Annotated in this window: 21 protein-coding genes; 8 read left to right on the forward strand and 13 right to left on the reverse strand. The window is 59.1% G+C overall.

Annotation, left to right across the window (positions count from 1 at the left end; genetic code table 11):
• Window positions 1–85 precede the first annotated feature (85 nt).
• The 12 genes from DKK67_RS01365 to DKK67_RS01420 form a co-directional block, all read right to left on the reverse strand.
• The gene (locus DKK67_RS01365) at window positions 86–691 is read right to left on the reverse strand and encodes a DUF2931 family protein (RefSeq protein ID WP_228160483.1); all 606 of its coding nucleotides are present in this window, start codon (window positions 689–691) and stop codon (window positions 86–88) included.
• Entirely contained in the window at window positions 688–2,715 is a 2,028-nt protein-coding gene (locus DKK67_RS01370; RefSeq protein ID WP_111493664.1) for a T6SS phospholipase effector Tle1-like catalytic domain-containing protein, read from the reverse strand. The genes DKK67_RS01365 and DKK67_RS01370 overlap by 4 nt, the downstream gene beginning before the upstream one ends.
• A gap of 271 nt (window positions 2,716–2,986) precedes the next feature.
• Window positions 2,987–4,042, reverse strand: a complete 1,056-nt coding sequence (locus DKK67_RS01375; protein ID WP_111493666.1) for an AbrB family transcriptional regulator — start codon at window positions 4,040–4,042, stop codon at window positions 2,987–2,989.
• A gap of 69 nt (window positions 4,043–4,111) precedes the next feature.
• Window positions 4,112–5,197 (reverse strand): TauD/TfdA family dioxygenase, encoded by a 1,086-nt coding sequence (locus DKK67_RS01380; RefSeq protein WP_162628711.1) that lies wholly within the window; start codon window positions 5,195–5,197, stop codon window positions 4,112–4,114.
• A 252-nt stretch (window positions 5,198–5,449) separates the two neighbouring features.
• A complete protein-coding gene (locus DKK67_RS01385; RefSeq protein ID WP_111493670.1) occupies window positions 5,450–6,994 on the reverse strand; it encodes a tripartite tricarboxylate transporter permease in 1,545 nt (514 codons plus the stop codon).
• A gap of 62 nt (window positions 6,995–7,056) precedes the next feature.
• On the reverse strand, window positions 7,057–7,524 hold the full coding sequence (locus DKK67_RS01390; protein WP_111493672.1) for a tripartite tricarboxylate transporter TctB family protein: 468 nt from the start codon (window positions 7,522–7,524) through the stop codon (window positions 7,057–7,059).
• A gap of 131 nt (window positions 7,525–7,655) precedes the next feature.
• Window positions 7,656–8,627: a Bug family tripartite tricarboxylate transporter substrate binding protein gene (locus DKK67_RS01395; protein WP_111493674.1), complete on the reverse strand. Its 972-nt coding sequence runs from the start codon at window positions 8,625–8,627 to the stop codon at window positions 7,656–7,658.
• A 139-nt stretch (window positions 8,628–8,766) separates the two neighbouring features.
• Window positions 8,767–9,654 carry an isocitrate lyase/PEP mutase family protein gene (locus DKK67_RS01400; RefSeq protein WP_111493676.1) on the reverse strand — a complete coding sequence of 296 codons (888 nt, stop codon included), beginning with the start codon at window positions 9,652–9,654 and terminating at the stop codon, window positions 8,767–8,769.
• 26 nt (window positions 9,655–9,680) lie between these two features.
• Window positions 9,681–9,875 carry a hypothetical protein gene (locus DKK67_RS01405; protein WP_111493678.1) on the reverse strand — a complete coding sequence of 65 codons (195 nt, stop codon included), beginning with the start codon at window positions 9,873–9,875 and terminating at the stop codon, window positions 9,681–9,683.
• 23 nt (window positions 9,876–9,898) lie between these two features.
• Window positions 9,899–10,945 (reverse strand): porin, encoded by a 1,047-nt coding sequence (locus DKK67_RS01410; RefSeq protein WP_111493680.1) that lies wholly within the window; start codon window positions 10,943–10,945, stop codon window positions 9,899–9,901.
• 332 nt (window positions 10,946–11,277) lie between these two features.
• Window positions 11,278–12,549, reverse strand: coding sequence for a CaiB/BaiF CoA transferase family protein (locus DKK67_RS01415; protein WP_111493682.1), 1,272 nt, complete (start codon window positions 12,547–12,549; stop codon window positions 11,278–11,280).
• Window positions 12,550–12,629: 80 nt separating this feature from the next.
• On the reverse strand, window positions 12,630–13,817 hold the full coding sequence (locus DKK67_RS01420) for an acyl-CoA dehydrogenase (protein WP_111493684.1): 1,188 nt from the start codon (window positions 13,815–13,817) through the stop codon (window positions 12,630–12,632).
• 193 nt (window positions 13,818–14,010) lie between these two features.
• Between DKK67_RS01420 and DKK67_RS01425 the strand changes: the two genes are divergently transcribed.
• Together DKK67_RS01425 and DKK67_RS01430 are read left to right on the forward strand one after the other, a co-directional pair.
• Complete coding sequence (locus DKK67_RS01425; RefSeq protein WP_111493686.1) at window positions 14,011–14,910, forward strand: LysR substrate-binding domain-containing protein; 900 nt, start codon at window positions 14,011–14,013, stop codon at window positions 14,908–14,910.
• A 25-nt stretch (window positions 14,911–14,935) separates the two neighbouring features.
• The gene (locus DKK67_RS01430) at window positions 14,936–15,802 is read left to right on the forward strand and encodes a LysR family transcriptional regulator (protein WP_111493688.1); all 867 of its coding nucleotides are present in this window, start codon (window positions 14,936–14,938) and stop codon (window positions 15,800–15,802) included.
• A gap of 4 nt (window positions 15,803–15,806) precedes the next feature.
• Here DKK67_RS01430 and DKK67_RS01435 read toward each other — a convergent pair whose 3' ends face one another.
• Window positions 15,807–16,592, reverse strand: a complete 786-nt coding sequence (locus DKK67_RS01435) for a crotonase/enoyl-CoA hydratase family protein (protein WP_111493690.1) — start codon at window positions 16,590–16,592, stop codon at window positions 15,807–15,809.
• 154 nt (window positions 16,593–16,746) lie between these two features.
• Here DKK67_RS01435 and DKK67_RS01440 point away from each other — a divergent pair, with 154 nt between their 5' ends.
• The 6 genes from DKK67_RS01440 (at window position 16,747) to DKK67_RS01465 (ending at window position 22,415) form a co-directional block, all read left to right on the forward strand.
• On the forward strand, window positions 16,747–17,013 hold the full coding sequence (locus DKK67_RS01440; RefSeq protein WP_111493692.1) for a ParD-like family protein: 267 nt from the start codon (window positions 16,747–16,749) through the stop codon (window positions 17,011–17,013).
• Window positions 17,010–17,801 (forward strand): type I methionyl aminopeptidase, encoded by a 792-nt coding sequence (map, locus tag DKK67_RS01445; protein ID WP_111493694.1) that lies wholly within the window; start codon window positions 17,010–17,012, stop codon window positions 17,799–17,801. The genes DKK67_RS01440 and map overlap by 4 nt, the downstream gene beginning before the upstream one ends.
• 128 nt (window positions 17,802–17,929) lie before the next feature.
• Entirely contained in the window at window positions 17,930–18,943 is a 1,014-nt protein-coding gene (locus tag DKK67_RS01450; RefSeq protein WP_111493696.1) for a zinc-dependent alcohol dehydrogenase family protein, read from the forward strand.
• Between the two features lie 214 nt (window positions 18,944–19,157).
• Complete coding sequence (locus DKK67_RS01455; protein ID WP_111493698.1) at window positions 19,158–20,384, forward strand: MFS transporter; 1,227 nt, start codon at window positions 19,158–19,160, stop codon at window positions 20,382–20,384.
• Window positions 20,385–20,455: 71 nt separating this feature from the next.
• Entirely contained in the window at window positions 20,456–21,625 is a 1,170-nt protein-coding gene (locus DKK67_RS01460; RefSeq protein WP_228160484.1) for a type IV toxin-antitoxin system AbiEi family antitoxin, read from the forward strand.
• Window positions 21,591–22,415, forward strand: a complete 825-nt coding sequence (locus DKK67_RS01465; RefSeq protein WP_111493700.1) for a nucleotidyl transferase AbiEii/AbiGii toxin family protein — start codon at window positions 21,591–21,593, stop codon at window positions 22,413–22,415. Before DKK67_RS01460 ends, DKK67_RS01465 begins: the two co-directional genes overlap by 35 nt.
• Window positions 22,416–22,768 lie beyond the last annotated feature (353 nt).

Genomic DNA, 22,768 nt, shown 5'->3' on the forward strand with positions numbered 1-22,768 from the left:
CCGCGATCACGGGCGCGGGCCTGAATGGACAGGCGCCGTAGGAAGGCTTGGGAAGGCAGAATGGTTTGGCCGGTAACCCGGATAGTCACCAGCCGGTCTTCGGAATGCCGTGCTCGTCCAGGTAGTCGCCGTTTTCCTCGAGGTATTGTTCCGTCGCGGCTTTATAGCGTGACGGATCCCCGTCAATCTCGTTGGCCTGGAAGCGGGCCACTTCGATTTCGTTGCCGATCTGGTTCATGATCCAGAGGACGATGGTGCCGCCTGGGGCCAGGCCGATGACTAGCCTGTCTCTAGGTCTTTCAAAAGTGCCTTTGCTTGTCGTGTATTGAGCGGGGTTCTGCATCTGCTTCTTGAGATTTTCCGGCAGTATGATCAATCGCTGGTAAAACTTCTGATCAGCATACGAGAACCACTGGATGCCGATGTACTTTGGGAACGGGGACATCGTACCCCCAGAGCCGAAAGGCCCATCCGGGCCTTTCCAGCAGCATGTGACGCTGCCGCCGGGCCAGCGCCAGTGTCTGATTCCTGGTTTTTCAAATTCCAAGTGCTCAACCCAAACGTCGTAATGCTCTGGGGCTGCAAGTGAGAAGAACGTGTATTTTTCCTCTATAGTCTTGGTTGCGCATCCAGACAAAAATGCCAGGAATAAAAATAATGGAAGAAACATCAAATCGGTGCGATTTTTCATGAATGACCTGGTGTGTTTGGATGAATAATGCGTTGGCGGTTGTTCGTTGGCTTGAAGGGCATAGCGAGATCCCAGGGGATTTCGATGCTTGTAATCGTATCTCCGATCATAAACTCAATGTCGTTATAGTTGTCCGAGTGATGCACGTAGCGCTGTTTTAGAAGTTGTTGCTGCTCTTTCTCAAGCTTTGGCTTCTCAATTTGAGACTCAATCTGGTTGGATAATGATTTGTGAATTTCTTTGAGCGGCTCCGGAATAACGCCGTCTGATCCAAGCTTTGAGAGCCCCTCTAGCGGAATGTTATCTTTGATGGCAAACGAGTGCATCAGAGCTAGGGGGACGCGAGAGTACTCACCCAGAACAGTTCTGACCATTTCGAGTTGCAGGAAAACCTTTCCATATGGAGGTGGCTCTTTACGAACCGATTTTCTAATTCCAAGAAATGGCGTTCCGGTCGTTGAGTTTTCCAGGGAATATTCACCGATCCATCCCTGATCAATTGTTGCAGCTCTTTGTGATGAGAGATTATCCCACTCCATTGTTTGTTTCGGCCATTCGGTTTGGCGGCCAGTAATGGATAATCGTTCTTCCAGCTGTATCGTTTCTGTCTGATGTTCGTGATAACCGCCGCCGATGTCGGAGTGCGCTCCCGGTAAAGAAATTTCGATGAAGTTTTCGGGAAGCTGCCCGTTTGCGTTGCGCAGACTATTAAGTGCAAACGTCTGCCGACACTCGTCCGCTGCTGCAAACTGGACTGCCTTTTTAACTTCTTTCCCGTCGAGGTGAACATTTATTGGCGCTGTGTTGCTATCCCCTGCTGACCAGTCGCCTTGAGAAATGTTGACGATGCCGGCGACTGTATCGAACAGACCGACAAACCGAATTTCGACGCATTGAGGCCATGGAGTCTGCAGTTTCTTAAGTGATTGCCCCATCATTCCGACAGTCCCTCTGGAAATCTCGAACGCTGCGTGCCTGGCTGCTGCTGATCCTCGACTGAATCCGAATAGGTCGAAAGAGACTTGATCAACTACACCATCTGAAGACAAGCCTGATATAAGAGCGGCGGCGTCATCGAATGCACGTGCAATCTGGTTCAAGATGCCCGCTTCTCCAAGGCCTGAAGCCGAACTGAGCAACGAATCATCGCGTCCGGTGACTGTTCCTACACCCGGGCTGTAGACGCGGAAGCTTTGGCGAATCAGCGTATCGGTTTCATCTTTCGATTCTCTGTATAGTCGGAATAATTTCGATACATTCGTTTCCCCGTTTGCATAGCTGGTCCCCATCGCCAGAGCGAGTCTGTGTCGGCACTCTTCGTCACTGATCTCCCCGGATCGATGAGGTGTAAAACATTCTTTCTCCAGCTTTTCCTCGAATGCTTTAACGTTGCCCTCGTTATTACCCGTCCCATCGAGAAATATCCCCACCTCAACATGCAATGCCTTCTCAGCCGACGTATCCTCTTCACTGGCCTCTGCAACCACCGGAGCAACAGCCGCTGCGGCTCCAACCGGTAAAGACAGATTGTTTCGCTGACCAGACTGAGCCTGCTCTTTCTCTTCAATTTCCCGCTGCCGCAATTCCATATCGAAACCCGACAACGACAGATGCCCGATCCCTTCCGGGCCGAGCCGTTCGATCTGGTTGGGGGTGATCTGCCGGTCGTTGAGCCGGGCGACTTGCTGATTGAGGAACAGGCCGGGAAGGTCTTTCTGTACGAGCCAGCGGCCCGGCAGGGAACCGGATTCCCGCCAGGTGACAACAGGGTTGATCGGCGAGCCGTCGATGGAGCTGTACACCAGCAGTAGCTCGCCTTTGCTGAGCGCCTGGGCGATCTTGTCGGCGGTGTCCTGGTCGGATAGCGGTCGGCCCGATGGGCTGGTCTGCAATGCGGTTTTGTCCCAGAGCAGCGGCGATGCCGGATTGTCCAGTTTGGGGCGTGCGGCATGGGCCGCGAAGGTCGGGGATTCGATACGGGGCAGATCGCTGAGCACGAGTTCCCGTGGTCGCTTGATGTTCATGATGTGCCTTCCATTGCTTGCCGATGCGCCATTCCGTGGCGCGGTGTAATGCCTGCTTATTGACCCGGTCCGTTGGCCGTGCAGGCGTTATGGAACGGTAATAAAACGCCAGCGTCGGTGCAAACTCGGGACATGCACTCAATCATCGCGGTTCTTGGAGAGCCGGTGTTGTAGGCCGCCCTGTGGGCGTTGGTACGGGAAGGTCCGGCGGGTTGGGATTGGATTTGCCCAGCAGGAGATCTGGTCGCATCGGTTTGCGGAGCGCTTTGTGTCAGGAACGGCGCGTGGTGAGGAATCGCGCCCATAGTGGCGCAACTGCCATGAGAGCAACGATCCGAAGCAGGTGATGGAAGGCGACAAACATCGGGTCGAGATTCAGAGCTACGGCAAGAATGGCAAGTTCACCAATGCCGCCTGGAGCCATGGCCAGTAGCGCGACGTCCCGGGGTACCCCCAAAATCCAGTGCACGAGTTCGGCGAACAGAGCCAGGATAAGAAGCAAGAGTGAGGTCGCGATGACTGACTCGAACAGGTGTTTTCGCAGCAGGGACAGGGAAAGTCCCCTAAAACGCGAACCGATCGCACAGCCGAGTACCAGTAGCATGACGTTCATACCCCAGGTTGGCATCTGGAATCGGGCTATGCTGAACCCGGAAAGCAAAGCAGAGAACAGGAGCGGGACAAGCAGGGCAGGGGTCGGGATTCTCAGCCTCATGCCGATAGGAATCAGCAACGGTAGCGTCAGGAGGAGATAGGCCGCTGAAAACGTATCTTCACCCGGCGCCGTAGGGCGGCTGCCACCTCCACTCTCATATAGCCAGAACAGTGGCGGTAAGATGAGCAGTACCAGGATGATACGCAGAGACTGGGAAATTGCCACTCGCCGGGGATCTCCTCCACAGGCTTCGCCCATCATGATCATGGCGGTCATCGCGCCGGGCGCTGCGGAAAACCACGCCGTGACCGGGTCAAACCCGCGCCGGCGAAACCAGGCTGCGCAAACGCTGGTAGAAACGGCAACCCCAATAAGGAGTAATGCGCCGGATATCGGCCAGTCCACGACTCGCTCAACCAGGGCCGGGGTCACCTGGCTGCCCAAAGCGAGCCCCAAAACACCGAGAAAGACGAGACGGAGATTTTCGGGTACGGCGACCTGGACGGTACTGATCGAGGCGATCAGGTTTGTCACCAGAGGGCCAAGCATCCAGGCCAGCGGCAGCCCAAGAAGATCGAACAGTGCCCCGCCTAATGCACCGATGGAAAGCGATTTGATCAAGCGGAAGGCGGCGTTAGCACTCAAAAATGTGTTGGCCTCTGTACGTGGCATGTCCGGCGGATTTCCCGTAAAAAAGGGGCGCCGAGTGGCAATCGACGGCGCCCAAAGGGAGGTTGATCGTTACGAGAACACGTTGTGCATGCCGTGATATGTCGCCTGACGGCGTTCGTAATTCAGAAAATCCTCAGTAATACATTTGCCACGGTTGCCGCCACGCACGGCGCCGGGACGGACATCCTTGAAGGCCTTGACCCAATTCTGGGGCAGCGGTTGCGAATTGGGGATGGTCATCCACAGGCGCAGCAAATGACGCTTCCTGGCTTCCTCTTCGAAGTCCTCGAAATCGGTCCGTGAGTGGACGACCGTGTAGTTGTTGAGCAACTGCATGTCGCCTTTTTCGATTTCCATCGAAAAGCAGAACCTCGGATCCGGCAACAGCTCGTCCAGGTAATCCAGCACTTCCACCTGCTTATCGGTCAGCGGCGGAATGTCGTCGAAGTAGTTCTGGGCGGCCGTAATATTCTTTCGGTTGGTACGGAAAGCGGGGTAGCCTTCGGTCTCGCCGTAGATCGGGCAGGGATAGACGGGCGGCTCGTCGTCGGAGCCGGCGCCCTGCAGGCTGAAATAGAACGGCGTGCGAATGGCTTCGTCCAGATCCGGGCGCGTGCGCATGATCTCGTCGTAGATGGCCAGAGAACTGGTGATCAGACTGGTACCACCCCGCTTGGCCGGATGCAGGCACATCAGCGAGACCACGTCGCAGAAGTCCACATGGAAATCCAGACCTGCATTGGTGTTGTAGCCGCGGCCACCGTCCACTTTGTAGCTGCCGCCGGCGTCCTTCACGGAGGTCATGATATTGCTGGTCTTGTTCTGTGTGCGGGCGACGCCCATGTGCAGGCCGAGTCCCCAGTAAAGCACATGGGCTTCTTCGACGGTCCACTGCTCTACCGGAAGTCCCTTGATCAGGCAGAAACCCCAGTTCGTCTGGGTGCTGTCGAATGCACCTTTGAAGGCGGCAATGGCGTGTTCGCCCAAGGGGAAGTCCTCGGGGGTCATCTCAAGCAGGGGTTTGCCCGCTCGTTTGGCGACGTCCAGGGCAGTGCCCAGTTCGTCGATGACGCGTTGGTCGAGGGGGCGAATCCAACTGGTATTGTTGGCGACATCTTCGGCCAGCCAGGGGCGGCATTTTTGTTGTTCAGTCATGATCATTCCTTTCCGGGTAAGAACTGTCATTCCAAGATATCTGACTGAATTCACAGTGAATAACTCATTTTCTTCAATCTGGAATGAAGAAAATTTGTTGTCCCTGGTGGTGCAGGGAAAGGGCGTTGGAAGCCCTGATGGAGCACGCCCTGGAAGCATCCATTCTTTGATGATCATGCGGGCCAGCCCCTGGCTATCGTTGGGGATGCGGCCGACGTGACGTTCAGTCAGGGAAGGCCCGCTAAAGAGGTTTCATCCGTGGTTGGTTGACGTGCTCATTCGTCGGTTGCCATTAGGGCGGTCTTTCTTGCCTGACAGCCATTTACTGATCAGTGGCTTGAATACCGAGAACAGCACGACCAGCGCCGTGAAGCTGGCCAGGCCGATGGAGAGGCCGGACGGAAAGAGGGCGGTCCACTCGTTCTGGCCGATCAGCAACGCAAGGCGCAGGTTCTCTTCCGCCATAGGCCCCAGAATGACGCCGAGCACGATGGGAGCGAGCGGCACCTGGAAATGCACCAGCACCACTCCGATCAGGCCGAACACCAGCAACAGGTAGATATCGAATATGCTGTTGTTGACGGCGTAGACCCCGACGATACTCAGGGCCAGGACGGCGGGAATAAGCATTGCGGCAGGGATCTTCAGGACTTTCACGAACAGCCGCGAACCCATGATTCCGATCGGGATCAGCAGGATGGCGGTGATCAGCATCTGCAGCATGAAGCCATAGACGATGTCGGCGCTCTCCTTGAATAGGGCCGGGCCTGGCTGCAGGCCGTGCACCAGCAGGCCGCCCAGGATGACGGCGGACACTGAGCTGCCCGGGATGCCCAGGGTCAGTGCAGGAACGAGGGCAGAACCGTTGTCGGCGTTATTGCCGCATTCCGCGGCCGCGACGCCTTCCTCAGCACCTTCGCCGAACCGCTCGGGAGTCTTCGATGAGCGTTTGGCTTCGTTGTAGCTCAGGAAGGAGGCCATGTTTCCTCCCACCCCGGGTAGCAGACCGACAAAAACACCAATGCCGGAGGACTTGAGCCAGGTTGGCATCAAACGGGGCACCAGAGAGCGAAAAGGCTCGTGATCCTTCTCCTCGCTGATCTCCGCCGGTCCAGTGCCGGTGATGGCTGTCTTCGCCAGCTTCAGGGTGGGCGGTATGCCGAACAGGCCGATCAGCACCACGACGATATTGACGCCGTTGGTCAGCTCCACAAAACCGAAGGTGAAGCGCTCCTGGCCGCTGATGGTGTCGATGCCGATCAAGCCCATGATCAGGCCGAGGCACGCGGCGAAGACCCCTTTGACAAGGCTCTTGCCCAGTAGCAGGGACAGGCTCAGCAGCCCGAACAGGGCCACCCAGAAGTAGTCTGAAGGGCCGAACATGAGCGTTACCTTGGCCAGCGGCGGCGCCAGCAACACCAGGGTCAAAGCGCTGACAGTGCCGCCGATGCCGGAGGAAAACACCGCGATCCGCAGCGCCAGGTTGCCCTTGCCCTGTTCGGACATCGGGCGGCCGTCAAAGATAGTCGCCACCGAGGCCGGTGTGCCGGGCACACCAAGCAGGATGGACGGAATCGCCCCGCCGTACATGGCGCCGTTGTAGATGCCGGCCATCAGCCCAAGCCCGACCAGTGGATCAAGGCCGAAGCTCAGGGGAATCAGGATCGCGATCCCCATGGTGGCGCTCAGTCCCGGCAGGGCGCCGATACAGATGCCCAGCAGGGTTCCGCCCAGCATCGCGAGGGCATTGGCCGGCTCCAGAATGATGTAGAAAGACGTAAGGAGTTGATCAAACATGATGATGAGCTGCCCGGTCGGTCGTTATTGGTGGCTTGTTCGAAAGTCGTTGCGAAAAACGGTTACTGGAACAGCGAGCCTGCGGGCAGGCGCCGGCTGAAGGCTTCGACGAAGATCAGGTAGATCGCGCCTTCGAAAAGCAGCGTCATGAGCAACACCATCAGCAGGTTCCGGTACCGGAGCATCATCGGGATTCCAACCAGCAACAGGGTGATCGCACTGAAGTAGCCGATATAGGGCACGAGCAGTACGGCAATCACGAGGGCCACTGCGGCGAAGGCCCCGTAGACAAAGCCGGAGACATCGATCTTGCGAATCGCACCGGGCCCCTGGCGAAACCAGGCCACCAGCGTCTTGACCAGTGACAGGACGCCGCAGCCCAACATGACCCCGCAGATCGCGGTCGGGAACAGGCTGCTGGCGCCGGTGATTTCACTGGTTTTCACCAGCAGGAAGGAGGCGGCGAGGATGGCCGTCAGTGAAAAGGCAACTTCATCGGTCACCGACTTGATGGAAATGCTCTGGTTCATGGGCTGCACCGTTCGGGCATGCCCGGCGATACGACTCGGGAGTCGCCGGGGTATTGAAACATGAGTCCGGGGAATGACGGGCGGGCGCTCCCGTAGTCAGGAATGCCCGCCAAACTGGCAAGATAAGACGCCTATTTCTCAACCCAGGGCTTGTTGTCCCACAGGTTGCTCATGTCTTCGTAGAGCGTGTCGGTCAGGTCCTTCTGCTCGGCGGCGGTCATGTAGTTCAGCATGAACAGGCGCTTCTTGGCCTCGGCCGTGAACTTGGGGTCTTCCATCATATCGGCAATCGCGCCACGGAGCTTCTCGGCTACGTCAGAATCGATATCAGCCGGCGCCATCAGGCCGCGGTACGACCCGCCAACCAGGTCGTAGCCCAGTTCCTTCAGTGTCGGCACGTCCGGGAGCAGCGGGCTGCGTTCGTCGGCCATGACGGCCAGTACGCGGATATCACCGGATTTGACGTTGCCGGCGGCCTCGCTCAGACCCATGACGGCGGCTGAGATATGACCGCCCAGCAGGGCTGCACGGCTGCGGGCACCGCCGTTGAAAGGAATGTTGTTGACGTCGACTCCGGCGGCCATCAGGAAGCGTTCGAAGGAGGTGTGTTGCGCACCGCCACGCCCCGGGTTGCCGACGGTCACGCTCTTGCCGTTTTCCTTGGCGTAATCGACCCACTGTTCGAGTGTCTCGAACTCGCTGTTGGCGCCGACAAAGATCGCCGTCGGATCGAAGATGACGTTACCCAGGAAGGTGAAGTCATCCAGTTGGTAATCCGGCGAACGCTCGATGATCGGGTTAATCACTCCCGGCATGTTGACCATGCTCAGGGTGTAGCCGTCGGATTGGGCGCGGGCCATTTCAGTGTAGGCGATTTCACCGCTGCCGCCGGGACGGTTGATGACGGTGATCGACTGGTCGCCGCCCAGCTCGTTCTGGATGTATGGCGCAATGGTGCGGGCGAGGATGTCGGTGCTGCCTCCGGCTGAGTAGCCCACGACCAGGTCGATATCGCGGGTGGGGTAATCGGTGGCGGCGAAGCTGGTTGGAGAAAACAGCGCCGTGGCAGCGAGAACGGTCATGATCGACTTTTTCAGGGACATGGAGCGACTTCCTTTTATTAGATTTGTTGGAGGGCATCCAGGGGATTGGCCCTTATGATTACGTTAGGGATCCATGGTTGCGCGAACAAACGAAAAAACCTTGTTATCGAAACAATCTTTTCTGATGTCGGGTCCTGAGTCAGGCGGCGTCCGTACCCGGTCCGCCGTCCTTGTACTTGTCGGATTCCGCCAGGATCTGCGGCAGACCGATGGCGGTATTGAGTTCATTGAAGTCTGCCATTCTTTCCGCAAACGGCTTATTGGTGCCATGCTGCTTTAGGCTGGCGAAATAGGCGCGGGCCTGGCGCAGCATGGCGCGGGCGAGGCCGCCTGGGAAAATGGCGACCCGGTAGCCAAGCTGGGCGAGGTCGTCCGGGTTGGTAATGGGGGTGTGCCCGCCTTCCACCATGTTGGCCAGAACGGGTATGCGACGACCGAACTGTTCGCCGATAGCGGCCAGCTCTTCGCGAGTGCGTGGCGATTCGATAAACAGGATGTCCGCGCCGGCTTCGACATAGCGTTCGGCGCGCTCAAGTGCCGCCTCGAAAGATTCAACGGCGATCGCATCGGTGCGTGCAACGATGAGCGTCTCCTCGCTTTGGCGACTGTCCACCGCCGCCCTGATCTTACCCTCCATTTCGCTGCAGGACACCAGGCTCTTACCGGCGAGGTGGCCGCATCGCTTGGGCAGCGACTGGTCTTCCAGCTGGATGGCTGAAGCACCGGCGCGCTCGAACACCCGAACCGTACGCTGCACGTTCAGGGCGTTGCCATAGCCTGTATCGCCGTCGACGATGATCGGCAGAGTAATGCGGTCACGGATGTAGGCGATGGAATCGGCCACTTCGGACATGGACACCAAACCAATGTCCGGGCGCCCCAGTTTGGTGTAAGCGAGGCTGCCGCCGGAAAGATAGACGGCCTCGAAGCCGGCTTCCTCGGCGAGATGGGCAGTGAACGCGTCGTATACGCCAGGGACCACCGTGATGTCGTTGTCTTCGGTGATCAGTTTTCTCAGGGTTTTCATGCAATGTCCTCCGAGTCAGGGACGGTCTATTGCTTCTGTTGTCGATCTTCGTTCCAGCGCCCGAGGTCGTTGACCGTTAGGCGGAATGCGCCATCCTCGCCGGACACCAGGCCGGGCCCTTGCGGGATCTGGTTGGCATCGTGATAGGCGAAGGGTTGTCCGGCACAGCCGGAGGCCAGCATGCCGGCCAGCAGGATTGGGATGATGGGGCGGATGTGCATGGCGATGCTCCGTCTTCAATCAATCAGAACTTGAGTCGGCTGCCCAGCGCGACCACGGTGATGTCATCAAAATCGGCGTCATCGCGATCAAGGGCGAAGACGCGGCCGGTGCCGTAGAGCTCGATCCAGTCCGCCGGCTTGTAGACGTAGTTCACGCCCATGTAGGTGCCTTCGTCGCCTTCCTGGGCGCGATCCTCGGTGATGCCGTAGTCAATCGAGCTGGCATGGCGGCCGCTCTTGTAGCCAAGGCGGAAGGTGGTGTTGGCGGACTCGTAGCCGGCGTCTGCCTCCAGACGGGAGTAGGACAACGCAGCGTTGAAGCCGCCATTCAGCAGCACCGACGCCGAGCCACCCACCGTATCGTTGCTGTCTGCGCCGCCTTCCACCTCTTCGCTGGAGTAGCCGAGGCCCGTGACGACCTTGCCGAACCCGAGTTCACTGGCGTAGACCGCGGATGCTTCGTAAATCATCTCATCCTTGCGGCCCACACTGGCGGTCAGGGTCAGCGGACCCAGTTGGTTGGTGCGGTAGGCCATACGGTCGTAGCGGCTCTCGAAGTCGAAGTTGGCAATACTCTGGGAGACGGTCGGCCCTGCCTGGCCCGCGTCCAGGAACTGTGTGCCGCCGCCCATCATGTGGGCATGCCCCAGAAGCGCCACGACGCCGGTACCGGACAGATCCTTATGAGTAATGCCGTTGGCGGCCCCGTCGCCCTGGCCAAGGTAGATTTCGCCGAACGGGCCCTTGAAAAAGATGTCCGCGTGGCGCTCCTGCAGCTCGCTGGAGATGCTGGGATTCTGCCGCGAGATTGCGGATGAGGGATTGGATTCGAACTCCATTTCCAGCCTCGCACCGGCCTCGATGGTTTCGGTGATCTGACCGGTGGCAACGAATCGGAAGCGGGTGGAACTGTTGGTGTTGTCGACAAAGTAGGTTTCTGTTTTGTCGCCATCGTCCACGGCCATCATGGCGCGGTTAACCTGGCCGGAAACGGCCAGTTCGGCGGCCTGTGTCGTGACGCTTAGACAGAGTATGGGCGCAGCCAGGCCCAGGATTTTTTTGTTGTTCATAAGACACCTTTTGTTTTATTTGTTGTTCGAAGAAACGAGTCGGGAAACAGTGGAGATATCTTTTTTATTGATTGAGTGAAGCGATCTCGAAATGCTTCGATATTTACGTTATGGGAGGTGTCGGGTTATGAACAAACGAAAAAAAGTCTTTATGGAATGAAGGTTTTTTGATGGGGGGTGCCGAGCGAGGAGGTATCTGTATAGAATTGAAAATAAATATATTTTCTGTTTGCCAGTCGGGCGGGGCAAAGAGCAGAGGTGCTGTTTTTTTATTTGCTTGTATTTTGATTGATTAAACGCGCGCGTTTTCTTTTTAAATACGGTGTTCTTATCTAGGCAATGACCCCGGACTGTATCAGAGCCTCTATGGTCGATTTATCCATGTGCAGTTCATCCTGCAACAATGCTCGTGTATTGGCGCCCAGATGGGGCGGCGCTGACCGATAAGCTGCAGGTGTAGCACTGAACTTTGCCGGATAGGCGACCGTCGGGATCTCATAGCCGTCGCTCCGCTTCATGGGGACGACCATATCGCGGGCAATGACCTGGGGATCGTCAAACACTTCCGGGATTGTGTTGATGGGTCCGCAGGGTACCCCGGCCGCCTCCAGCAGACTGATAATCCGTTCGCGAGAGAAGTGTGCAAGCCGGTCTTCGAGCCGGTCTTCGAGTAGGTCACGGTTGTCCACGCGGTCGGCGTTGGTCAGGAAACGTGGGTCGCGGGCAACAGCAGTGAGCTCCAGTACGTCGCACAACGAGCGGAACTGGCGGTCGTTGCCGCAGGCGATAATGACATGGCCGTCCTGTACCGGGTACGCGCGGTAGGGCACCAAGTTGGGATGGTTGTTGCCCATTGGCTTCGGTGTGCGTTTTCCGACCAGCCAGTTGGAGCCCTGATTGGCGAGCATGGCCACCTGGCAATCGAACAGGGAACAGTCGATATGCTGGCCTTCGCCGGTTTGCTCCCGGCTGGCGATGGCGGCCAGGATCGAGGTCGCGGCATACATGCCGGTGAATTCGTCGGTAATGGCGACACCCGTCTTCAAGGGTTCGGCGCGCTGGGTTTCGGTCTCCGGCTGTCCGGTGATACTCATCAGTCCGCCCATCCCCTGGATCAGGAAGTCGTAGCCGGCACGGCTGGCGTAGGGGCCGGTCTGGCCGAAACCGGTGATGGAGCAATACACCAGGCGCGGATTCTCTTTACGCAGGCTGGCGTAATCCAGCCCGTACTTTTTCAGCCCGCCCACCTTGAAGTTCTCCACCAGGATGTCGGCGGAACGGGCGAGCTTGCGAACCAGCTCCGCGCCTTCGGGCCTGGAAAAGTCAACGCAGACGGATTCCTTGTTGCGGTTGCAGCAGGTGAAGTAGGCCGCGTCGGAGGCTTCAACGCCGTCATCGTCGGCTTCGCGGGTCAGGAATGGCGGCCCCCAGCGGCGGGTATCGTCGCCTGTCAGGCTCTCGACCTTGATCACCCGGGCGCCCAGGTCCGCCAGGATCTGTGTCGTCCACGGACCGGCCAGGATACGGCTGAGGTCAAGGACCGTCAGATGACTCAGTGGGCCGGGGACAGGGGTATCGGAATCGCGGGATGCATCTACGGACATGAAAGCTTTCCTCCATCGCAGGCAGAGGGATAAGCGCCCGTGCCGGTTGGCCCGGGCGCTGTAGGAAGGGTAAGGGCCGCTTAGCCGGTAAACGCCTGGATGCCGGTCTGGGCACGTCCCAGGATCAGGGCGTGTACGTCGTGGGTGCCCTCGTAGGTGTTGACCGCTTCCAGGTTCACCATGTGGCGGATTACGCCGTACTCATCGGACACACCATTACCGCCGAGCATGTCGCGGGCGGTGCGGGCGATGTCCAGCGCCTTGCCGCAGGAATTGCGCTTCATCAGTGAGGTGATTTCCACCGCGGCTTTGTCTTCATCCTTCATGCGACCGAGACGCAGGCAGCCCTGCAGGCCCAGCGTGATTTCCGTCTGCATGTCCGCCAGTTTCTTCTGGATCAACTGGTTGGCGGCCAGCGGGCGGCCGAACTGCTTGCGATCCAGTACGTACTGGCGGGCCGCGGTCCAGCAGAATTCGGCGGCACCGAGGGCGCCCCAGGCGATGCCGTAGCGTGCAGAGTTCAGGCAGGTGAACGGGCCACGCAGGCCAGTGACCTCCGGGAACATGTTCTCTTCCGGCACGAAGACTTCGTCCATCACAATCTCGCCGGTAATGGACGCACGCAGGCTCACCTTGCCGTGGATCGCCGGGGCGCTCAGGCCTTTCATGCCCTTGTCCAGGATGAAACCGCGGATCTTGCCATCCTCGGTCTTGGCCCAGACCACGAAGACGTCAGCGATCGGGCTGTTGGTGATCCAGATCTTGCTGCCGCTGAGCTTGTAGCCGCCGTCCACTTTCTTGGCGCGGGTTTCCATGCTGCCGGGGTCGGAACCGTGGTTGGGTTCGGTCAGGCCGAAACAGCCGATCCATTCGCCGCTGGCCAGCTTGGGCAGGTATTTCTGCTTCTGCTCTTCCGAGCCGAACTCGTTGATCGGCACCATCACCAGGGACGACTGCACGCTCATCATGGAACGATACCCGGAATCCACACGCTCCACTTCGCGGGCAATCAGGCCGTAGGACACGTAGTTGAGGCCGGCACCGCCGTACTGTTCGGGAATGGTGGCGCCCAGCAGGCCCAGTTCGCCCATTTCCCGGAAGATCTCGGGGTCGGTCTTCTCGTGGCGGAAGGCTTCCAGGACGCGGGTGGCCAGTTTGTCCTGGGCGTAGTTGTGGGCGGTATCCCGCACCATGCGTTCTTCTTCCTCAAGCTGATCGTCCAGCAGCAGGGGACTGTACCAGTCAAACTCGGCGTTGGGGCGGCTCATTATTCGGTAACCTCACATTTAGAGTTGTTGGAGATGTATCTCGCAGTGCGGGAGCGCGCTTTATTATTGGTTCAGGGAATAGTAGTGAATCGACGAGGATTGACTCAAACGATAATATTTCATTTCATTGTGCAAAAAACTCATTTCATAAATTCAGGTTGCAGAGCGTGTATCGCTCGCCGGGAGCCATATCATGCGCCGTAAGGTGCCCAGTACGACGGTCCTGATGGGGTTCGAAGCCGCGGCGCGTCACGTCAGCTTCACCGAAGCGGCGCAGGAGCTGTCGCTGACCCAGAGCGCCATCTGCCGCCAGATCGCCTCGCTCGAGGAGTTCCTCGGCGTCAAGCTGTTCCGCCGTGGCCGCCAGGGCGTGCGGTTGACGGACGCCGGTTACAATTATCATCGCCTGGTTGCCCAGCGGCTCAATGAGATCGAGCGCGACACGCTCTCCGTCATGGGGAATCACGGCACTGAAAACGCCCTTGAGCTGGCGGTGGTGCCGACGTTCGGCACTCGCTGGTTGATCCCGAGGCTGCGCCGATTCAAAACGCTTTACCCCAACATCACTGTCAACATGACCAACAAAACCCGGCCCTTCCTGTTTTCGGATACACCATTCGATGCAGCCATCTATTTTGGCGATGGCAACTGGTCGGGGACGCGGACGACCCTATTCATGCACGAGCGGCCTGTTCCGGTTTGCAGCCCCGATCTGATCGCCCCCAAGAAGGCGCTAGCCTATGATGAGATCCTGAGTTACCCCTTGTTGCAGCAAACCACGCGACCGTATGCGTGGCGGGAGTGGTTCCGTTCGCTCGACATGCGTGTGGAACGGGATATGTCCGGCCAACGCTACGAGTTGTTCACAATGCTGGCCGAGGCGGCTTCTCATGGTATGGGGATCGCGCTGATCCCGCCGTTCCTGATCGAACGGGAACTGGCCTCCGGGCAATTGGTTGTTCCGGTGTCGCACAGTTTCCAGAGCCGGGGCGGTTACTATTTCGCGTTGCCCGACCACCGCAAGGACGACGAAATCGTTAATCTTTTCAGAGAGTGGGTCCTGAGCGAAGGAGAGCTCGAGAACCTGGCCTGATCGCAGTCTCGTTCGAGAGCGCATTATGAAAATAGATTTCTTCATTACCCTGCAGAAAGTGATCGAAACCGGCAGTTTTGCCATGGCGGCCAGGGAAGTCCATGTGACACCGAGCGCCGTGAGTATGCAGATCAAGTCGCTGGAAAAGTACTTTGGTCAGGCGCTGTTTCACCGTACCGGCCAGAACGTCCAGCCGACCCTGTTCGCGCTTGAGCTGAGTACCAACATGGCGCCTGTGGTCAAGTATCTGGTCAACCTCAAGAACGGTAACGCCAGCTTTCTGGAGGGGAGTATCAAGCTGGGCATTGTGGGGCTGATGCAACCGATCGTTCTTCCGGGGCTGTTCATGAAATTACGTGAGCGGGGTCATAAAATCACGATCAACTGCATACCGGGACGTTCCCAGAAGCTGATCGAGTCGGTGAAAACGGGCGAGCTGGACGGTGCGGTTGTGGCTGAGCCGGAAATGGCCCGGCGAAAGCAGCTCGAGTGGAATTTGATCCGTGACGAACCCTTCTATCTGATTACGCCTGAAGCGGTAATCTACGACGGGGATCCGTCGACTCTGGCGGAACTCCCCTGGGTTGGTTATGATCGTGCTTCCATGCTGGGCAAGCTTTCCCGCAAGATCGCCGACGAATATTTCCAGGCTCCGGCTCCGGCGATTGAGTTGCAGTCACTCCAGGCAGTAACCGCCATGGTGTCCTCAGGATTCGGCGCCGCGGTGGTTATCGTCCCCGACGGTGATATGGACGCTTTGGCGGGGGTTAACGTTTTTCCGCTGGATGACGCCGCACCGACCATTCGTTTCTCTCTGGTCACGAGAAAGGTCGAAAGTCGCAATGTGATGCTTGAGGAGGTGCGCCGGTGCATTCTACCGGCGACGAAGTAGGGCACTACGTTTCCTCAAACCGCCCATGCCGGCCGGCACCTCCGGCAAAGCGCTCGGCGCCGGCCAGGGCTTCCTCGAAAACCACCGGGTAGCCGCCGGCACCTTCCAGTTGCAGGGCTTCGGCCAGGGACAGGTCCCACTGCGCGCAGGCGGACGCGCGATCCACGTTGAGGCAGCGCTGGGGAAAACGGGCGATGTCGCGGGCCAGCGTTTCGGCGGCTTCCCGACTCGTGCCGTCGGCCACCACCCGGTTGGCCAGCCCCATCTGCTGCGCTTCGTCCGCGTCCACCGGACGACCGGTCAGGATCATGTCCATGGCCCGGGAATGGCCGATCAGTCGGGGCAGGCGCACCGTGCCACCGTCGATCAGTGGCACACCCCAGCGCCGGCAGAATACGCCGAACACGGCCGAACGCTCCGCCACCCGCAGGTCGCACATCAACGCCAGTTCCAGACCGCCCGCCACGGCGTGACCACTCACCGCCGCAATGACCGGTTTGGAGAAACGCATGCGGGTCGGCCCCATGGGGCCCGGGCCAGTGCCTTCCGGCTCGATCTCGTTCCGCCTTTGCGGGTCGCCCATGGCCGCCAGATCCGCGCCCGCGCAGAAAGTGCCGCCGGCGCCCCAGAGCACCGCGACGTGCCAGGCGTCGTTGGCTTCGAACGACTCGAACGCTTGGCGCAGTTGGTTGGCGGTGGGGCCGTCCACCGCGTTCCGGCATTCAGGGCGATGGAGGACGATGGTGCAGACCGGGCCCTGGCCCTCAATGGTCACGGCGTTGCTGTTCACGGGTGGTTTCCTCTTGTTGTCGTTGTCGTTGTTGGAAATGTGGGAATGTCAAAAGGATAGCGCTTGGTGGCCCGTCCGCGAGAGCCCGTATTGCCGACACAGGATCCGGTCGTTAGTATGCGTTCAATCTATGAATCGTATACGGAGCGTATCAGTGGGTATCGTCAAGATCTCGGAACAGATGCATGAGAACCTGCGGGTCGCCAGCGGGGCCCTGTGTCGGTCCATCAACGCCCAGGCCGAGCACTGGATGCGGGTGGGCATGCTGGCGGAGCTCTATCCGGAGCTGACCCATCACGACATCAGCCGGATGCTGGTGCGGGCCGAGCGTGCGGGCGGGCTGGATATGGCGTCGCTGCTGGGTTCCGATACCGATTCATCCCAGCCGGAACCCATTGCGGCCGCAGGAGGCCAGTCATGACGTCGAACATCAAGATCCACTCGCCGGAAGACATCGAGAAGTCCCGGGCCGCCGCGCAACTGGCTGCGGAGGTCCTGGCCATGATCACGCCTTACGTGCAGCCGGGGGTGACCACCGACGAGCTGGATCGCATCTGCCACGATCACATCGTCAACGTACAGAAAGCCATCCCCGGCAACATCGGGTACCACGGCTTTCCCAAGACCGTCTGCGCCTCCGTTAACCATGTGGTGTGCCACGGCATTCCGTCGGATAAGCGCCTGAAGAAAGGCGACATCGTCAACATCGACATCGCGGTAGTGAAGGACGGCTGGTACGGCGACACCAGTCGCATGTATTTCGTCGGCGAGCCCAAGCCCCATGTACGGCGCCTGGTGGATGTTACCTACGAGGCCATGTGCGCGGGCATCCGCACCGTGCGCCCGGGCGCGACCCTGGGGGACATCGGTCACGCCATCCAGACGGTGGCGGAAGACGCCGGTTTCAGCATCGTGCGCGAGTACTGCGGCCACGGCGTGGGGCAGGTGTATCACGACGAGCCGCAGATCCTGCACTACGGCACCCCGGGCAAGGGCCTGGCGCTGAAGCCGGGGATGATCTTTACCATCGAACCCATGGTCAACCTGGGCCGTCGCCATGTGCGCACCCTGCGCGACGACTGGACCGTAGTCACCCGCGACCGCTCCCTGTCGGCCCAGTGGGAACACATGGTGGCGGTGACCGAGACCGGTTTCGACGTGCTGTCCCAGTGGCCGGACAACCCGGACCAGAGCCTGATCGCGGCCTGAAGCAGGCGCTGGCAACAAGAAGGCAGGAATGGGCAAGTTGCCCACCTTGATCCTGCCGGGCCGCGTCGCCAAGTCTGTGGCATCGACCGGATGGTTCGGTCGCACACGGCGAAGGAGGATTGCGAATCATGAAGAGCATGGTATTGAACGCCCCGGGCGGGCTGGATCGTATTGAACTGGCTGAATCCAACGATCCCGGCACACCAGGCCCGGGCGAGATCCGCGTCGCCATCAAGGCCAGCTCGCTCAACTTCCACGACCTGCTGGTGGCCCAGGGGAACATTCCCGCCGACGACAGGCGCGTGCTGATGTCCGACGGAGCAGGCGTGGTGGAAGACGTGGGTGAGGGCGTGACGGAATTCCGCGTGGGGGATCATGTCGTGTCCGGCTTCTTCCCACAATGGCCGGACGGCGCTCCCAATCCGCAGGTGGGTAACTTTGCCGGTACGCCGGGCGACGGGATCGACGGCTTTGCCTCCACCCACGTGGTGCGTGCGGCCACCGCGTTCACCCATGCGCCCGAGGGCTGGAGCCACGCTGAAGCCGCCACCATCACCACCGCGGGCCTGACGGCCTGGCGCGCCCTGGTGGTGGACGGCCAGCTCAAGGCCGGCGACACGGTGCTGACGCTGGGGACCGGCGGCGTGTCGATTGCCGCGTTGCAGATCGCCAAGGCGATGGGCGCCCGGGTGATCAGCACGTCGTCGTCCGATGACAAGCTGGCGCGCGTTCGCGAACTGGGTGCCGACGAGGTGATCAACTACCGCGACGAGCCCGAGTGGGGCCGGAAAGTCCTGGAGCTGACCTGTGGCCGCGGCGTGGATCACATCGTCGAAGTGGGCGGCCCCGGCACGCTGGCGCAGTCCTTCCAGGCGATTCGAGTGGGCGGTCACATCTCCCTGATAGGCGTCCTCACCGGTCGCCAGGGCGATATCCCCACCGGCCTGCTGATGGCCAAGCAGGCGCGCCTGCAGGGGCTGATCGTCGGCAGTCGGCGTGATCAGCAGGACTACGTGACGGCGCTCAACCAGACCGGCATCCGCCCGGTCATCGACCGGACCTTCCCGTTCGCGGAGCTGGCGGACGCCTTCCGTCACCAGGAAAGCGGCAGCCACTTCGGCAAGATTGCCGTCGAGTGGTAAGCCGGCTGGCGCCCCGTCCGGGGCGCCAGCCTCGAACCGGGTTTCGCACCGCCCTGTCCCGATGCCCTCCGGGTGATCGTCTGCGATAGTCGCCCAATCACGTAGATACACGAACGATCCGGCCCACTACAATGGCGTACTGCCATTCGCGCCCTCATCAGTAGTGTTCTACTGACAGGAGGCGCCAGTCACCCGCGCAAGGACCCCATTATCGATGACGACGGAAGCCACCCCCGCCCCGGACCACCCGGTTGCCCCGAACGCGTTGCGAAATCTGGTCGTGGTGAGCCTGTGCCTGACCGCAGCGATCCTGGCCAACACCATGCTGGTGCTGGCCGTGCCGTTCAAGGCGATCGAGCTGGGTGTGGGGCCGTCGCTGGTGGGGGTGATCATTTCCGCGCCGTATGTGCTGCCCATGCTGCTGGCCATCCCGATGGGCGGTCTGGTGTCGCGGATCGGCTGCCAGAAGATGATCATCGCCGGGGCGCTGGGCATGGCGGCGGGCCCGGGCGTTACGCTGCTGCTGCCGTCGGTGCCGAGTCTGTTCGCTACCCAGGCCATTGTTGGTCTGGCCAACATGGTACTGATCATCTCGGCGCAGACCGTGGTTTCCAGCCTGGCCAGCGGCAAGCGGCTGGAACAGTTCTTTGGCTGGTACACCACCTGCCTGTCCGGCGGGCAACTGCTGGGGCCGATCCTGTCCGGGTTCCTGATCGATCATTTCTCGGTGAACGCGTCCCTGACGGCCATCGTGTTCGTGCCCCTGATCTCCGCCGTCGGCGCGCTGTTCTTTTCCCGGGAGGTCCGCCGCAGCGGCAAGGCGGCGCGGTCGAAAGCCCGCTATCGCGACCAGTGGCGCCTGTTGCGCAGCAACCCCGGCATGCAGACGTCCATCATGCTGACCGTCACGGCGCTGTTTGTCCTGAGCATCCACTCCAGCTTCCTGCCGGTGTACCTGGAGTCCCTGTCCCTGGCGGCCAGCTCCATCGGCCTGCTGCTGAGCATCCGAGCGATTTCCTCCATGGCGGTGAGGCTGGCCATGTCCCGCATCATCGACCTGTGCGGCGGCCGCAATCGCGCCATTCTGATCTGCATCGTGCTCATCACCGGCTCGCTGACCGTGACCGGCCTGGCGGGCGAGCACTACGCGCTGCTGGTGGTGCTGGCCATGATCATCGGGGTTGCCGGCGGTATCTCTCAGCCGCTGTCCATGGTCATCCTCTCGGAAAGCGTCCAGCCCGAACAGCGCCCTGCTTCCATGGCCACCCGCCTGATGGGCAACCGCGGCGCCCAGATGCTGGGGCCGGTGCTGATCGGCTTCCTGGCGGACGTAGCGAACTTCACCGTGGCGTTTGCGGCGGTGGGGAGCGTGTTGCTGGTGGTGTTTATGGTTTGGGTGGTGCGGTCTGGGGTGTTTTCGCAGCGTGCGGCCGCACAATAATCTTCTCTAAAAAATCCAACTAGCGGCCAACTCTTCGGATATTCCGGAAGGTTGGCGTCTCAATTGAGTTGGTGGCTAATGGGCTGCTCCAGCGGGTGATTGCTCCAGGCTATTTTGTTCACTTTTTGTGGTTGTTCATTATTAATGAACAGTGCTATTTTGTGAACATTGATGACCGGGGGATGCTCATGGATAACTCAAAAATGGACGTTGAGTTGCTCAATCAGGCGCTCGAAGCATTTGAAAATGAGACAGGGCACGAGCTCAGGTTTCTCTCAAAGAATGCGAGGCCTTCAGTTGATGCCACTCTGGTCCTCGAACCTCAGGGTTCCAAGTACAGTGCTGAACTGAAACGATGGGCACCGCACGCGAATTTGGGTGCGATGATCGCGCAGCTCAATAAACTCCCAGCGCCTGCCTTGCTCGTTGCCGATTACATTAATCCGAATATGGCGGATCGCTTGCGAGAGGCTGGCGCTCAGTTCATCGATGCCGCGGGTAATGCTTATCTAAAAACGCCAACGCTGCATATTTATGTAAAAGGGAATCGACCGTCATCAGATTTCCAGCTTTCGAAAAAGACATCCCGGGCTTTCAGTGCGACTGGGCTGAAGCTTGTTTTCAGTCTTTTACTGGAACCACAGTTAGCCAGTGAGTCCTATCGCAAAATCGCCGATGCGGCTGATGTCTCTCTGGGAACCATTGGCTGGGTATTGGGCGATTTGAAAGAGCAGGGGTACCTGGTCGACAAGGGTAAGAACAAGAACCGGAAGCTGCGCCGAACCCACGAACTGTTTGACCGATGGGTGAGCGCCTATCCTGAAGCACTGTCTCCCCAACTTGATATCGGCGTGTTCGAATCAAACGAACAGGCGCCATGGAAGAGTATCAAGCTTTCTGCTCTTGAGGGATGCTGGAGTGGGGAGGTCGGAGCGTCGATCCTGGATAGGTATCTTTCTCCGTCGACGAGCCTGATCTATCTACCGAAAGACCGGTTGAAGGATCTCGTGATCCAGCACCGCCTGAAAAGAGCACCGGATCAAAATCGCAATGCGGCGGGAAGAATAAAGGTTCGAGAAAAGTTCTGGACTGACAAGTTTATAGTTGGTGGCTCTGGGAGCGGGGAAGCAGCACCCGACATCCTGGTTTATGCCGATTTGATTGCGAGCGGCGATCCCCGAAACCTGGAAGCAGCGGAGCGACTCTATGGCCGAATTGAAAATCGACTCAAGTTCGATTGATTCAATCCAGAGAAGAACATACGAAGTCATTACCCGAGTCGCCAACGACAAGCGGGTGCCCTTTATCATCGTTGGCGCGTCGGCTCGGGATCTTGTCATGCATCATGGATACGGTGCCGATATTCAGAGAGCCACTAGAGACATTGATCTGGCGGTCCAGGTTGAAGACTGGGATGCATTCCACGCCATAAAGTCCAGTTTGGTGGCCGAAGGTTATCGGGAGACAAAGGCGTCCCAGCGATCGATTGACGACCAGGATATTCCGCTGGATATCGTCCCATTCGGTCCGTTAGAAAATCCGGACGCCAAAATCAAGTGGCCGGATGGTACCAGTGAGATGGGCGTGATGGGGTTTAAGGAAGCCCTGGATCACGCCGATCGCGTCATCGTTGTCGGCGACCCATCGCTTGAACTGCCTGTTGCGAGTCCGGTAGGACTGGTCCTTCTCAAACTGGTGGCCTGGTCCGAGAGAGATCCACAGATTCGCAAAAAAGACGCAGCCGATATTCTGTACCTGCTCCATAACTATGAAAATATTCCCACTATGACGGACCGGCTCTATGACCAACACCTGGACGTTATGGAGAGCTACGACTGGGATAGCCGTCATGCAGGGGCGCACATACTGGGGCTCGATGTGGCTGGAATCGCGGAACCCAAAACGCTTTTGTTGCTGCGAGAAATACTCGATGACGAGTCCTTGGAGCGATTTTGCGAGGACGCCGGCGCGGATCCAGTAGGGGGCAATGAAACCATGGTTGAGGCTTTTTGCGCAGGCTTACTTGGTTAGCCGAGAATTCGGCACTATTGAACGCTCTCACCCAGACACAGGCTTAACATCTTGCCCATCGCTGTTTGAAGGGCAACAGCTGTAAAGACGTTTGTCATACTGCGACGCCCGCCCGACCAGAGACGCAGAGTATCCAAATCATCTTCTTTATCGTGCGTATGATGCGAGAGGCGGTGGAGCGGTTTAAGGACTATGGCGTTTGGGACTGTCTTGGCGACGAGAACCAGCAGCAATGGGGGCCGATGTGGTCTGAGCCGGGTACTGATGATCGTTGGACCTAACGGCGTTACCTTTGCAACAGGCGGCATTGACAGGCGATGTACTGCCTTCAAGCTGCATCTTAAGAAAGTGAT

The sequence above is a fragment of the Marinobacter bohaiensis genome, from assembly GCF_003258515.1.
GTDB lineage: Bacteria > Pseudomonadota > Gammaproteobacteria > Pseudomonadales > Oleiphilaceae > Marinobacter_A > Marinobacter_A bohaiensis.

Coding starts and splice junctions, on each gene's coding strand:
- DKK67_RS01365 (WP_228160483.1), bottom strand. CDS start 691: ATGAAAAATCGCACCGATTTGATGTTTCTTCCATTATTTTTATTCCTG.
- DKK67_RS01370 (WP_111493664.1), bottom strand. CDS start 2,715: ATGAACATCAAGCGACCACGGGAACTCGTGCTCAGCGATCTGCCCCGT.
- DKK67_RS01375 (WP_111493666.1), bottom strand. CDS start 4,042: ATGCCACGTACAGAGGCCAACACATTTTTGAGTGCTAACGCCGCCTTC.
- DKK67_RS01380 (WP_162628711.1), bottom strand. CDS start 5,197: ATGACTGAACAACAAAAATGCCGCCCCTGGCTGGCCGAAGATGTCGCC.
- DKK67_RS01385 (WP_111493670.1), bottom strand. CDS start 6,994: ATGTTTGATCAACTCCTTACGTCTTTCTACATCATTCTGGAGCCGGCC.
- DKK67_RS01390 (WP_111493672.1), bottom strand. CDS start 7,524: ATGAACCAGAGCATTTCCATCAAGTCGGTGACCGATGAAGTTGCCTTT.
- DKK67_RS01395 (WP_111493674.1), bottom strand. CDS start 8,627: ATGTCCCTGAAAAAGTCGATCATGACCGTTCTCGCTGCCACGGCGCTG.
- DKK67_RS01400 (WP_111493676.1), bottom strand. CDS start 9,654: ATGAAAACCCTGAGAAAACTGATCACCGAAGACAACGACATCACGGTG.
- DKK67_RS01405 (WP_111493678.1), bottom strand. CDS start 9,875: ATGCACATCCGCCCCATCATCCCAATCCTGCTGGCCGGCATGCTGGCC.
- DKK67_RS01410 (WP_111493680.1), bottom strand. CDS start 10,945: ATGAACAACAAAAAAATCCTGGGCCTGGCTGCGCCCATACTCTGTCTA.
- DKK67_RS01415 (WP_111493682.1), bottom strand. CDS start 12,549: ATGTCCGTAGATGCATCCCGCGATTCCGATACCCCTGTCCCCGGCCCA.
- DKK67_RS01420 (WP_111493684.1), bottom strand. CDS start 13,817: ATGAGCCGCCCCAACGCCGAGTTTGACTGGTACAGTCCCCTGCTGCTG.
- DKK67_RS01425 (WP_111493686.1), top strand. CDS start 14,011: ATGCGCCGTAAGGTGCCCAGTACGACGGTCCTGATGGGGTTCGAAGCC.
- DKK67_RS01430 (WP_111493688.1), top strand. CDS start 14,936: ATGAAAATAGATTTCTTCATTACCCTGCAGAAAGTGATCGAAACCGGC.
- map (WP_111493694.1), top strand. CDS start 17,010: ATGACGTCGAACATCAAGATCCACTCGCCGGAAGACATCGAGAAGTCC.
- DKK67_RS01450 (WP_111493696.1), top strand. CDS start 17,930: ATGAAGAGCATGGTATTGAACGCCCCGGGCGGGCTGGATCGTATTGAA.
- DKK67_RS01455 (WP_111493698.1), top strand. CDS start 19,158: ATGACGACGGAAGCCACCCCCGCCCCGGACCACCCGGTTGCCCCGAAC.
- DKK67_RS01465 (WP_111493700.1), top strand. CDS start 21,591: ATGGCCGAATTGAAAATCGACTCAAGTTCGATTGATTCAATCCAGAGA.